The sequence below is a fragment of the Shigella sp. FC1567 genome, from assembly GCF_001743015.1.
Classification (GTDB): Bacteria; Pseudomonadota; Gammaproteobacteria; order Enterobacterales; family Enterobacteriaceae; genus Escherichia; species Escherichia coli.
This window is the reverse complement of record NZ_MIIV01000043.1, coordinates 1-12,040: the sequence shown is the minus strand read 5'-3', so window position 1 is coordinate 12,040 and position 12,040 is coordinate 1. Positions and strand designations below refer to the sequence as shown.

The window sequence follows — 12,040 nt, the reverse complement described above, 5'->3', positions numbered from 1 at the left end:
ACACTGGAGCGTCTTCTGAGCCTGCTGTCGGCCTTTGAGGTCGTGGTATGGATGACGGATGGCTGGCCGCTGTATGAATCACGCCTGAAGGGAAAGCTGCACGTTATCAGCAAGCGTTACACTCAGCGCATTGAGCGACATAATCTGAATCTGAGACAACATCTGGCAAGGCTGGGACGGAAGTCACTGTCGTTCTCAAAATCGGTGGAGCTGCATGACAAGGTCATCGGGCATTATCTGAACATAAAACACTATCAGTAAGTTGGAGTCATTACCAAAACGGTGTATACCGTTTAAAAACGGTGGGAACTGTTTTTACCCATATCCGATGATTTACCGTATTTGTCACCGGAATACACCGGATTCACAAGGTAAATCACGATGGAAGCAATCAGAAAAATTATCTTTCGCCAGGAAGTAAAAAAAATTATCCACATCAAGGCAGACAGCACGCTGCAAAGCATGATCAACGCCGGAGAATTTCCGCAGGGTTTTCGCGTTGGTTTACGCCGTCGCGGATGGTATGAGGATGATGTGTTGGCCTGGCAGAAAGAACGCGAACAGGAAGCACGCGGAACGGCTGCTTAACGGGTATCACAGATATGACAAACACGAAAAAAGCGGCCCCGATATGGAGCCGCCTTTCTGAACAATTAACCCGCTGCGCCTTATGTGTATATGATCCCAAACATAAGCACGGGGATGATAGCCGCTATCAGGCTGGTGGGCAATGCAATCAGTCTGGTTCAGTTCGTTGCCATACCTGCAATGAGCGCTTTTCCCTATACTCTTTAAGGAATTGCTCAAGGGCAAAAGCACATGGTGCGAATCTTTCTGATTCATGCTCTATCTTTCTGCGCCGTCTTTTCCGTGCCGGTGATAATGTTTTGGTCAATTCTTTATCGGTCATTGTGTTGTCCTGCATAGCAATGCGCCGTAATACCTCACACCACGGCGCTGATAGTTTTTATCCTTTGGGTTCTATGCCGCGCCGCTTTAGTTCAGTGCGCCCCAACTCTTTAAGCCAGTTGGCTAGGCTTATGCCGTCGCTCTGTGCTTCTTTGTCGAATTGCTCTTTTAGCTCTGGAGAAATTCGCATTCTGAATTGTGGGGATTGCCCGTCCCCTTTAGGGCTTTTATCGCGTTTGATTATTGACAAGTGGTCACCTATTGAATTAGCCTTTCCATTGTTAGGTGGCCACCTTAACACAAGAGCACTTAAAAAAGCAAAGCCCCGCAAGTGTCATTACCACTCGCAGGGCTTCTAACCAACAACGTAAACTAGGAGCCGTTATGGTTGCCGTAAATCATATACCACACCTTGTACACACACAAACGGCCTTTGTGTGGCGTTTTCTGGCCCTGAGTGCCGGAGAATCTCAAATCATCCACGTAACCGCCTGGACGGAACGCGAAGCGCGTAGCCGTTGCCCGTCCGGTTGTGTTGCTGTATTCGCCGCCCGTATTCGTCAGGGGGAAACCTATGCACAATAAAACCACACCGAACGCAGCAGCCGCCGCACTCACTACGCTGATGCACGCGCTTATTGATATTGAATGCACTGCAGAGCTTGCGCAGGGAGAAGAACAGAAAGACCGGACACAGTTCGCCCTGGAATGTATCCGATACATCGCAACGCGGTCGCTGAATGACGCTAAAAATATTCTTGTTGCTGATTGTGAAAATGGGGGGGGTTATGCGTGATGATCGTTTTAATTCCCTGAAACAGGAATTTCCCGGCGTTCCTGATGATGCGGCTGATGCGCTTTCGTCAATGCCAGAACTTATTAGAGCGGCTTTTTTCTTACTTTCCACGAGAGAATATAAATCAACGGGGCTTGATGTACTGAATATCGCCGCCGATTATGCGGAATATGTGGCAGAGGCGCGTTACAGAAGAAAATTTCCTGAGGATGTAAGCCATGCGTGATATTTACCACGAAACAATAGACCGCGCATTTCTTGCACTTTCTCACAGTGAAAACATGCTGGAAATATTGCGCATATGGCTTGAAACACTTGGCGACAATGAACGCGACAAACAAAAATCAAGAATTGCCACGGCATTAATAACGCTTCTTGAGCCTGTAATAATGGAACTGCAAGAAATAGATCTATTGCACGACAGATATAAAGAACAGCACACCGGAGAATAAAAATAATGAAACTTAAATATTCTGGCTTAACTGCCAGTGGCAACACTCACCCTAAATTTACGCGCGGTGATATTTACCGCGACCAGTACGGCGGCACGGTAATGATTAAGGGCGTGGAAGAACGGCGTGTAACCTACCGCCGTGAAGGTTACGAATATGATTGCGTGATGCCTGTTTATCAGTTCCGGCGTGATTTTTCTCTGGTACAGACCGCGCCGCATAACGTGCCCACCAGCAACGCCAGGGCACGGGCAAACATCCAGAAGCTGAAAACCATGATTAACGGATTCAGGGGCAAGAAATGAAAAGCGCACCGAACTTAAAAAAACAGCCTTACGACAAGATGACCGAAGTCATTATTTTTGCGGGTAGTGATGCCTGGGCACATGCAAAACAGTGGCAGGAACAGGACGGGCGACTGGCTGGCGATAATGTGCCTCCCGTTGTGCTGGCTGATGATCAACTGGATGAACTGGCAGACCTGAGAATCATCGACGAGGGGCGCTATTGTGTCCGGCTGTACAAGGCAGGCCACATCAGGCCATCAAATATTAATGCCATTGCGCACAAGCTGGCGGCGGCGGGTGTAACTGATGCGAATTATTACCCCGAAGGGATGCACAGCCATATGCGGGAGAACTGGCGCGAATACCTGGAACGGGTGCGCGGGAAAGAGCCGGTGGAAGAAAAAAACCACCAGCGAAAAACCACGCTACCGATGAGCGTTGGATCTACCGGATACGACACGCAACTGGATTACGTGGTTAAGGGGATTATTCCGGCGGTATCGCTATGCAGCATATACGGGGCTAGCGGGTCCTATAAATCATTCCTTGCCGGATCGTGGGCGTGCCATGTTGCCACTGGTCGCCAGTGGGGAGGCCGCAGGGTTGCACATGGTGCGGTTCTCTATGTGGTTGGTGAAGGCGGTATCGGCGTTCCGCGTCGTGTAAAAGCCTGGGAGGTTGTGCACGATGAGCAGGTGAAAAATCTGTATCTGGTAAACCGCCCCATCTTTCCGGCTGCCCCGCTTGATGTTGATGAAATGGTTATCGCTGCCCGTCAGGTGGAGCGGGAAACGGGTAAACCTGTACGCATGATTATTCTGGATACGCTGGCGCGTTGCTTTGGTGGGAATGATGAAAATGATTCCCGTGATATGGGGGCGTTTATCCGTGGTTGTGACGAACTGAAACGACGCACAGGGGCCACGGTGCTGGTGGTTCACCATTCCGGCAAGGATGAGACGAAAGCGCGCGCGGTTCCAGTGCATTTCGTGCTTCGCTGGATGCTGAATACCGGATACGCAGGGAGGACGCAGGAAGCAAAGCGCTGGTTATCTCATGCACCAAAATGAAGGACGCGGAGGAACTCAAAGAAGCCGCATATGACTTACGCGTGGTGGAGCTTTTTACCGACGCTGACGGTGAATTAATCACGTCGCTGGTGGTGGTGGATGATCCGCGCCCTCCTGTTGAACTGGAGCGCATCGAGGAGGCAGGGAACAAGACGGAAAACCATACCGCGCTATGGGGGTGCATCCGTTCACGCACACAGAACGGCGACAAGTGCACGATCCCGCTGTTACGTGATGACATGAAAAAGCTGGGGTATGAAATGAAAAACTTCCGGCGCTGGCTGTACAAGCTGGAAAAAGATGGGGTTATTAGTATCGATGGGGATGATGTAGCGCCGCTATAAAAGTGAGGAGCAAAAGCGAGGGGGATAGAAAGAGGGCCAAAATTAGCCCGCTCTCCCTCACTTTTCGACCTGTATACATCCTCAAAAGTGAGGGGTAAAAAAATACTTATAAAACACACACATAGAAAAACCGAAAATCCCAACTGCGACGAAGTGAGACGCTTGAAAAAGTGAGGCGAAAAAGTGAGAGGTTGCGAGAAATGACCCAAAAACGCAGAGACAGAACAGAGCCAAAATATAAAGCGTTAGACATGACTGAGCACACCTTAAAGGTGGCAATCAGAACGATAGACCGCCACACGCGGGAAGGATACGCGAAGGAACATCCCGACCTGATAAGCGCATTCATGACCACGGCGGCGGCAAACTTTGCCACGCTGACAGAACGGGAGATTGCCGAAGCGGAACAGGTAACAACCATCAACGTTAAAACCGGAGAGGTGGAATTATGACGGCACAGATAGCCGCTTACGGGCGGCTGGTGGACGACCCGCAGGTAAAACAGACCAGCAAGGGCACACCGATGACGCTGGCGCGTATGGCGGTATCTTTGCCATGCAGCCAGGCACAGGACGGACAGGCGACGTTATGGTTATCGGTCATCGCATTTGGCAAACAGGCCGACTTCCTGGCTAAACATCAAAAAGGCGATGTTGCCAGCGTATCCGGCACGATGCAGGTAAGCCAGTGGACCGGACAGAACGGAGAAACGCGGCAGGGCTGGCAGGTTATCGCAGACAGCGTAATCAGTGCCCGCGCGGCACGTCCAGGCGGGAACAGACGCAAAACCACAGGCACACAGGGTAATCAGCCACCAGCGGGAGGCGATGACCCTTACGGTGATGATATTTCGTTCTGAGGGGGTGACGATGGTACATGACCGCATAGCGGAGGAACTGGAGGCGAAAGGCTTTTACCGGAGGGCGGCGGCGCGATGGGGTGAAGTCATGCAGCTGGTGGAGACAGACAAGGAACGGCATCACATCACGATGCGACGGCTGGAATGTTCAAGGAAGGCACAGAGGGCACCGGAGCCGCCGGATAATTTCGGAGACCTGAAAAAGGCAGTCGATCGCACTTATGCCGAAATGGGTATAGATGGTGCTGGTGATGAAATATGGCGCAATTACCAGGACAGCTAATCAAACAGCCGGAGAAATCCGGCTTTTTTGCACCAGTTGAAACGGTATGGCGCATTACCGGGTTTTCGTCACGGTCAGGCATAGTTACTATCTGAAACAAACAGACACAACAGAGGAAAAAAACAATGCCGATGAAATTTGATGAGATATTAAAACAGCGTGATAAATACCATGCTGACAACATGGAGACGATGAGCATCAATGATTACCGCGCATTCCTGGAGACGGGCGCACTGATTGAAAAGGATCAGCATGGTTTTGTGAGATGTGCTCTATCCGGTGAAATGCTGGCGGTAAATCCTGAACAGATAGATGCATTGATAGAATTTCTGAAAGAGATCAGAGACTGATCCAGCACACAGCACACATAGCCGGAGCAATCCGGCTTTTTTGCGCCCAAAAAAGCCCGATAAGGTCAGAGGGTTCTTATCGGGCTTTTGCATATGAGGTTTTTGGATGCACTGGCGTTCGTGATCGGGATAATCATTTCATAATTTGCAACATAACTCAATATTATTGCATAAAATGCAATTCTGATTATAATCAGGACTGGATAAACATCCAGTTATGATTTTTTTAGTCGAAGAGGAATTTCTTACTATGGCTGAAGAGAAAAAAGGCGGTGTTTCGGTGTACATAAGCCCCGAAATCGTGGAGGTGCTCAAGCAGCGCCACAAAAAAAACTATGAGGCTGGCGTGGCGGCTGGACTGGATCCGCTGATGACGCCGGAGCCGTCGATAGGTTCACTTGTACGCTCTTATTTACTTGCGGCGCTTGGGATGCATAAAAATTATGGGGGTGAATAATGGCAGGCAAAGCAACGGCACTTAACACTAACCAGCTTTTTATGTACCTGAATCGCGGGGATATTGCGGATTTTAAATTCAGCCCTCTGTTTACCACGCTGTTTTTCCCGAACGTGGCGACATTCAGCACGCAAAACATCATGCTGGATACCCTGGACATTGAAGAAGTCACCATGTCGGCGTTTTGTTCGCCTATGGTGGGTAGCCAGGTTCAGCGCGATAAAGGGTACGAAACCAGCACAATCAAACCTGGCTACATGAAGCCAAAGCACGAAATCGATCCAACGAAAACCATCATGCGCATGGCTGGAGAAGATCCGGCACAGCTTAACGACCCTACCTATCGCCGTATGCGCCTGATTACTGGCAACATGCGCCGCCAGATAAACGCCATTAAGGCACGCGTGGAATGGCTGGCGGTGAATGCGGTAACGACCGGAAAAAACATCATTGAGGGCGAAGGCATAGAACGCTATGAAATCGACTGGAAGATACCGGAAAAAAACATCATAGAGCAGTCCGACGGCAAAAAATGGTCCGAGCATGATAAAGATATTTACGATCCAATCTATGACATCGAACTATACGCAGATCAGGCAGGTTGCCCCGCCAACGTCATGATTATGGGCGCTGAGGTATGGCGCACGTTACGCAGCTTTAAAAAATTCCGTGAACTGTACGATCTTTCCCGTGGTTCAGAATCCGCCGCAGAAATGGCCTGTAAAAACCTGGGCGAAGTGGTGAGCTTTAAAGGCTATCTGGGCGATATTGCTCTTATTGTCTATTCCGGCAAATACACTGACAGCGACGGCACCGAAAAATATTTCCTTGAGCCTGATTTGCTGGTCCTGGGCAACACCAACAATAAAGGGCTGGTGGCCTATGGTGCGATTATGGATCAGGAAGCGGTAAGAACGGGCGCAACGCAAAACATGTACTACCCGAAAAACTGGATTGAGGACGGCGATCCGGCGATTGAGTACGTGCAGACACACAGCGCACCGCAGCCGGTTCCGGCAGATATTCGCAAATTTGTTACCGTCAAAATTGGTTAACGGGGGATTATATGGACACTCCATATATTGAGTTATTTGCAGGCAGTCAGCAGGTATCAACGACACTGGTACATTTTGCCGCTGATGCTGGTGGACAATGGCGAGTTTAAGCCGTGGGATGGTCAGGAATCTGGCAAGGCTGTTTATCTGACTTCGTACCTCGTGGACACGTCAAAGCAGAAATCAGCACAGTGTTACAAGACGGGGATATTCAATATTGCCGCCGTTAACTGGCCTGAGAGCGTCGACACCGATGCGAAAAAATGCGCCGCCTTTGCGGGTTCTGGCGTATCCGTTCAGCCGCTGGCCCGATAAGCAGGGGGAACGATGGCAACGAATGAAAGCATCATGGCGCTACCGCTGGCGAGTAAATTTAAAGCCGAAGCGCGGGCAATGGCTGACAGAGGTTTATCAACCTACGAGGCCGTATATCAACTCAACAAACTGGAAGAGCAGGACAAGCCGCGCGCTGATGCGATTATGGCGCTTCATGAGCATAAAGACTATCAGCCGCTGTTGCGTGCAATGGCAAACGTGCCTTGTATCGATGTTGATACGGCTAAAAACATCCTGAACATGACCATAGAGCAGGAACGCCCGAAGGTTGCACCAGAGCTTACCGCAGCCTTTGAAAACTTTATGGACATGCACAGCCCACAAACCGTATCAGCTGGCATGGCATACGATGGCAGAAACCCAGGCGATGACGGCGACATCGATCGCATACTGAAAACCATCTGAGACAAGGCCGGAGAAATCCGGCTTTTTTGCGGGTCCTTCCTGGAATTATGGCCCGTTACGGGGCGGCGACCTCGCGGGTTTTCGCTATTTATGACGTTTTTCCGTGAAGGTGACACCACCACCACTTGATTAATATTTAACCATGCAGTTAAGGTAACATTATGATTGATAAAGCTTGTTTTGTAAGTCAGCAGGAAATAGCTGAACATTTCAAGGTTAACAGAACCACTATTCGCGCATGGACCAAACAGGGGATGCCGTATCTTAATGCGGATCGCGGAAAGTCTGGCGGTTATCACATCGGGCATACATTGCTTTGGTCTTCAGGTAAAAGCCGTCTTGAGGCCATCAGATATCACGTAGAAACCAGTGCGCTGGAAAAAATTATGTTTGCCAGGCTGCTTTCATCTGAGCGTGACGAGTACTCCAGTGAAGAAACAGAACATCGATTTGATGAAGGTTTGCAGATTTACGGCTATTCACCGGAAGATGTGAGCAAGGCACGAAATAAAATGGCTGGCTTTCTGGCTGGGTGGCGTCATGCCGTAAGCGTTCGCCGTGCCAGCATGGAGCAATCAGCCGATACAGAACAGTAAAGCCGATAACTTGTTAATCACTCGCAGCAATGCATGTGATTTGTGCACACTTTCGGTTAACTGGTTCGATGTCCGGTTTTAGTGTCTGTTTTTTGCGCATGTCCGGTTCATGGAAAGCATGTTTTTATATTTTTCATATGGTTAACTTGTAGAGAAACCGGACATGGATCCCGAAAAATTTTCATAAATAGTGAAAACGCGCGAGGTCGCCGCCCCGTAACGGGTCCATAATTCCAGGAAGGACCCGACGACACCAGACAATCAGAACGATAGGTGCACAATGACAGAAGCCGAAATACTGGGATTAATCCGCCGTGCTGGTGGAATCAGCCAGCAGACTGACGAACAGGCCACGCAGCCGGACAGCGTGACAGCCGAAAATTATGCGCGTGTTGTTGCTGAGGTGATGCGCCGTGATGGTATCCAGCTTAATGATGTGGATATGCGCAACATACGGATCCGCGTTCTTGAAATGCTGGCCTACAATCGCCGCGTGGCACTGTATCGGGAAACGGAGAAAATTACATACCACTGGAAGAAGCCGGAGCGGTTGCGGCGGTAACTGGTTGATATTTTCGAAATTCGCCAGCGGCGAACATCGGGGAAACCAGCCTAACCCGTTGATATTTTCGGGAACCTCAAATTGAGGAGGTCGGAAACATAACCCGTCATATTCTGGATGCTGATAATTACCACGCAGCCCATTAAGGCCTAACCCGTTGATTCTTTCGGAAACAGCCATTGGCGTAATCCGGCGCGGTAACTTGCTGAACTTAAAGCAAAGCGCAAAATTGCGCTGGCTGGTGGGCATGATGCCGATATGGTGATCCCCATAACGGAAATATCCACCAGCACGGCAACGGCAGAATAGCCACAACACAGAAAAACCACGAATATGGGGTTTTTGTTATGGCATGGGCATGATGACCGCCCCTGCTCTGAATGGTGGAAATCACCACGCAGATCATCCACCAGCTTCGTTTTTATAAATTAAACATCCGGGAAAATCCGACCCTGAATTGTGCATTTTTTCAGCAAATCATTTTAGTTATACGTTTGGTTATACGGTTTAAAAGTTGAATCATATACATTATTTTAAATCATGAAGTTACACGCTCAATTAAACTACTCTCGTGAATCCCAAGAAAAAACCAACCTTTACGGTTGGTTTTTTTATATCTGCAATTAATTTGATAAACAGACCGTGACACATCACAGCCTGTTTATTTTCTGTTATCAGAACGTCCAGACCACTCCCGCCTGAGTATTCCACGGCGATTCTACCCCTGCGCCATTGCCATAGCTGACTGACAAATGACCGCTTAACGTCGGGGTAAACGATGACCTTATCCCAGCCTGATAAACGCCAGGGGTTCCAGCCACATCATTATTAAATTTGCCATCGTCATTAACTTTCACATGGTTAGAATCGGCGTATTCCTGACGTACGGCGGCTTTCAGCCAGGGTTCCAGCGTCGTACCATTTTGCAGGTCCATGTGATAGCTTACCGCCGTTCCCGCTTCAGCGCGTAATATCCGGGTATTTCCCACATCAGCGCGCATGCCGTTTGATAACGTGTAGTCCTGACCATCTGTGGTAAAGCCGGTAAAGGCCAGATAGGGTCTAACACTCCACAATCCGTCAACCCAACGGAACCCGCTCTCAACATGAGCACCCGCGCCGTTACTATTGTAATCGCCAAACGCTGTTGCCCCATTACTCATCTTGCCATGGATGGTGTTGGCAAAACGGTCAACTTTCACCACCCCATCAACATAGGCACCGTTCTGATGCTCCCAACCGGCATAAGCCCCCAGGGTATAGCTATCGATATTACCTTTTCCGCCGCGATCAAAACCAATATCAGAATGAGAGTAACCAAAGAACAAGCCGCGAATTGTACTGCTTTCTTCACGGGAGAAACGGCTATCGATACCGAGCGTCAGGCCCGTCAATGTTTGCTCAAAACCAGCTCCCGCATCAGTGGTCACGTTGTTGCGGGTGTTAATTGCCGAACTCCACATCGCCGTATCGTAACTAACGCTTTTTACGCTACCAAGACGCTCACGCACGGTGTCCAGTTCTGCATCAAATACCAGCGGTTGTGCGGCCGCCATATTCAGCACATCAGTGGTTGAAGGGGTAATTTGCGCGCGATTCTCTGCCAAACTCCAGCTATGGTTGCCATTATCCAGCAAGGTATATTCATACGTACCGATATCAACAACGCCTCCGGCATTGCCCAACGTAAATGCAGCATCACCGCCGCCCGTTGTTACCAGTGTAAGGCTATCTCCTGCTGCCGGGCTGGCACCGGTGTCCGTCACGAATATTTTGAAATCACCTGTTGCCTGACCGGTGACGTTGAGCTGATCGCTCTGATGATTAGCCATATCGGTACGCATATAAAAATTGCCGTTTCCCGACAGGGTATTGGTGGTCAACGTAATGAAATTTTCCGCACTTGCCGTCACTGATGAACGAGTCACTGGCTCATCCATCATAATCACATTTGCGTCAGACATCGCAAGGTTGGCTAAGTTGAGGAGGGTGTTTTGGTTCGTCGTAGTGATATCGGCAATGATGGCCCATACGCTATTTTCGAGCGAAACGTCCGCTTTGCTGGTATCCACGGCACCATGCGTTCTAAAAGAAGCGCCCTCAGAAACCACTACCTTACCCACCAACATAGCGGGTGCATAATTTATTTGCGGCTTCATGACCTCAAGAATGCCATCATTCCCTCTGACTGACACGTTAACCATTGTGCCAGCCCAGACATTAGCGCGGCCATTGTTGATAACCATATTTTCAGAGATGGCTTTAGAGGAATACGTGATACTTCCATTCTGGTCTGATCGACCGAGATCATATACCGCATTTGCCTGCACTTTCGTACCAGTATCCTTTCCCAGCGATTGCATAGTGGCATGCTCATCAAGGATAGTATCAATGGCCTGCGTGTCCTCCATAACAATGAGCCCGGAACCATCATCCAGTTCATAATTTTTTGACACACCATCTTTTATACTAAATTGGCCTTTACTGTTTGTACCACTCACTTCCAGCGCATTCGTTGAGACAATTAATTTTCCGCCTGCTTTTTTATCAACGCCAGTTGCAGTCCCGCCATCCATAACCTCCAGTAAGCCGCCACTATCTACAGTAGTATTATAAGCGAAGTCATTTTCTTCAACTCGCAAACTTCCGCCGTTTTCCAACAGCATATTGTTAGCAATACCATTCTTGATTTCGAACTGACCGAGACGGTTTATTCCGAATGCCTCCATGACCCGCGTGCTTGCTTTAATAGCACCGCCTGCTTTCTGATCTACCGCAATCGCTAATCCCCCCTCTTTAACCTCCAGTAATCCTCCCTTTTCGATAGCGGCAAGGACGGTAATCCCATCTTTTTCAACGATTAAGCGCCCGCCTTTAATCGTGGGATCATTCGCTGCGCCATAAACCTGTAGCACACCATTATTGAGGGTAGTCTGGTTTGCCGCGCCACCCATTTGAACAATTTGATAACCGTCATTTAATACTGAGTATTCTGCGGTACCATTCATTTCAATGTACTGATACCCTCCGTTAATTGGTAATGCTGCCAACTTACTGATTTAGTGTATGATGGTGATTTTAAGGTGCTTGCGTGGCTTCCATTTCCATCAGATGTCCTTCCTGCTCCGCTACTGAAGGCGTGGTGCGTAACGGCAAAAGCACTGCCGGACATCAGCGCTATCTCTGCTCTCATTGCCGTAAAACATGGCAACTACAGTTCACTTACACCGCCTCTCAGCCCGGTACGCACCAGAAAATCATTGATATGGCCATGAATGG

At 49.2% G+C, this 12,040-nt stretch carries 19 protein-coding genes and 3 pseudogenes; 21 read left to right on the top strand and 1 reads right to left on the bottom strand.

Going from position 1 to position 12,040, the window contains the following annotated elements; genetic code table 11:
• From BHE85_RS03690 to BHE85_RS03590, 20 genes and pseudogenes are all read left to right on the top strand, one after another.
• Positions 1 to 261 (top strand): IS1 family transposase (locus BHE85_RS03690; RefSeq protein WP_000317683.1); only part of this gene is annotated, 261 nt, incomplete at its 5' end.
• A 120-nt stretch (positions 262 to 381) separates the two neighbouring features.
• Entirely contained in the window at positions 382 to 588 is a 207-nt protein-coding gene (locus BHE85_RS03685; protein WP_000387478.1) for a helix-turn-helix transcriptional regulator, read from the top strand.
• Positions 589 to 602: 14 nt separating this feature from the next.
• Positions 603 to 1,268, top strand: a complete 666-nt coding sequence (locus BHE85_RS03680) for a hypothetical protein (protein WP_128566912.1) — start codon at positions 603 to 605, stop codon at positions 1,266 to 1,268.
• 25 nt (positions 1,269 to 1,293) lie between these two features.
• Positions 1,294 to 1,494, top strand: coding sequence for a host cell division inhibitor Icd-like protein (locus BHE85_RS03675; protein ID WP_000226783.1), 201 nt, complete (start codon positions 1,294 to 1,296; stop codon positions 1,492 to 1,494).
• Complete coding sequence (locus tag BHE85_RS03670) at positions 1,484 to 1,705, top strand: hypothetical protein (protein WP_005005155.1); 222 nt, start codon at positions 1,484 to 1,486, stop codon at positions 1,703 to 1,705. The genes BHE85_RS03675 and BHE85_RS03670 overlap by 11 nt, the downstream gene beginning before the upstream one ends.
• Positions 1,698 to 1,931, top strand: a complete 234-nt coding sequence (locus tag BHE85_RS03665; protein WP_005005152.1) for a hypothetical protein — start codon at positions 1,698 to 1,700, stop codon at positions 1,929 to 1,931. Before BHE85_RS03670 ends, BHE85_RS03665 begins: the two co-directional genes overlap by 8 nt.
• Positions 1,924 to 2,157, top strand: a complete 234-nt coding sequence (locus BHE85_RS03660) for a hypothetical protein (RefSeq protein WP_001204964.1) — start codon at positions 1,924 to 1,926, stop codon at positions 2,155 to 2,157. The genes BHE85_RS03665 and BHE85_RS03660 overlap by 8 nt, the downstream gene beginning before the upstream one ends.
• Before the next feature lie 5 nt (positions 2,158 to 2,162).
• On the top strand, positions 2,163 to 2,462 hold the full coding sequence (locus BHE85_RS03655) for a DUF4222 domain-containing protein (RefSeq protein ID WP_000770175.1): 300 nt from the start codon (positions 2,163 to 2,165) through the stop codon (positions 2,460 to 2,462).
• Positions 2,459 to 3,858 (top strand): annotated as a pseudogene (locus tag BHE85_RS03650) (helicase RepA family protein). Before BHE85_RS03655 ends, BHE85_RS03650 begins: the two are co-directional and overlap by 4 nt.
• Before the next feature lie 200 nt (positions 3,859 to 4,058).
• On the top strand, positions 4,059 to 4,310 hold the full coding sequence (locus BHE85_RS03645; RefSeq protein WP_000192401.1) for a hypothetical protein: 252 nt from the start codon (positions 4,059 to 4,061) through the stop codon (positions 4,308 to 4,310).
• Positions 4,307 to 4,717 carry a single-stranded DNA-binding protein gene (locus BHE85_RS03640; protein WP_000126687.1) on the top strand — a complete coding sequence of 137 codons (411 nt, stop codon included), beginning with the start codon at positions 4,307 to 4,309 and terminating at the stop codon, positions 4,715 to 4,717. The genes BHE85_RS03645 and BHE85_RS03640 overlap by 4 nt, the downstream gene beginning before the upstream one ends.
• Positions 4,718 to 4,727: 10 nt before the next feature.
• Positions 4,728 to 5,000, top strand: coding sequence for a PerC family transcriptional regulator (locus BHE85_RS03635; RefSeq protein ID WP_000233304.1), 273 nt, complete (start codon positions 4,728 to 4,730; stop codon positions 4,998 to 5,000).
• Positions 4,957 to 5,084 (top strand): annotated as a pseudogene (locus BHE85_RS28185) (trigger factor). Before BHE85_RS03635 ends, BHE85_RS28185 begins: the two are co-directional and overlap by 44 nt.
• Before the next feature lie 41 nt (positions 5,085 to 5,125).
• Positions 5,126 to 5,350, top strand: a complete 225-nt coding sequence (locus BHE85_RS03625) for a hypothetical protein (protein ID WP_001132079.1) — start codon at positions 5,126 to 5,128, stop codon at positions 5,348 to 5,350.
• A 250-nt stretch (positions 5,351 to 5,600) separates the two neighbouring features.
• Entirely contained in the window at positions 5,601 to 5,807 is a 207-nt protein-coding gene (locus BHE85_RS03620; RefSeq protein WP_000796963.1) for a hypothetical protein, read from the top strand.
• Complete coding sequence (locus tag BHE85_RS03615) at positions 5,807 to 6,862, top strand: major capsid protein (protein WP_000907462.1); 1,056 nt, start codon at positions 5,807 to 5,809, stop codon at positions 6,860 to 6,862. Before BHE85_RS03620 ends, BHE85_RS03615 begins: the two co-directional genes overlap by 1 nt.
• Positions 6,863 to 6,873: 11 nt before the next feature.
• Positions 6,874 to 7,177 (top strand): annotated as a pseudogene (locus tag BHE85_RS03610) (head decoration protein).
• A 12-nt stretch (positions 7,178 to 7,189) separates the two neighbouring features.
• Positions 7,190 to 7,603, top strand: coding sequence for a hypothetical protein (locus BHE85_RS03605; RefSeq protein ID WP_000224590.1), 414 nt, complete (start codon positions 7,190 to 7,192; stop codon positions 7,601 to 7,603).
• 161 nt (positions 7,604 to 7,764) lie between these two features.
• The gene (locus BHE85_RS03595; RefSeq protein WP_000565609.1) at positions 7,765 to 8,199 is read left to right on the top strand and encodes a hypothetical protein; all 435 of its coding nucleotides are present in this window, start codon (positions 7,765 to 7,767) and stop codon (positions 8,197 to 8,199) included.
• Between the two features lie 280 nt (positions 8,200 to 8,479).
• On the top strand, positions 8,480 to 8,761 hold the full coding sequence (locus BHE85_RS03590) for a hypothetical protein (protein WP_000133395.1): 282 nt from the start codon (positions 8,480 to 8,482) through the stop codon (positions 8,759 to 8,761).
• Between the two features lie 674 nt (positions 8,762 to 9,435).
• Here BHE85_RS03590 and yejO read toward each other — a convergent pair.
• Entirely contained in the window at positions 9,436 to 11,769 is a 2,334-nt protein-coding gene (gene yejO, locus BHE85_RS03580; RefSeq protein WP_004985123.1) for an autotransporter YejO, read from the bottom strand.
• Between the two features lie 83 nt (positions 11,770 to 11,852).
• On the opposite strand from yejO, the gene BHE85_RS03575 reads away from it, so the two are divergent.
• Positions 11,853 to 12,040: IS1 family transposase (locus BHE85_RS03575; RefSeq protein WP_047204290.1), on the top strand; the 188-nt coding region annotated here is incomplete at its 3' end.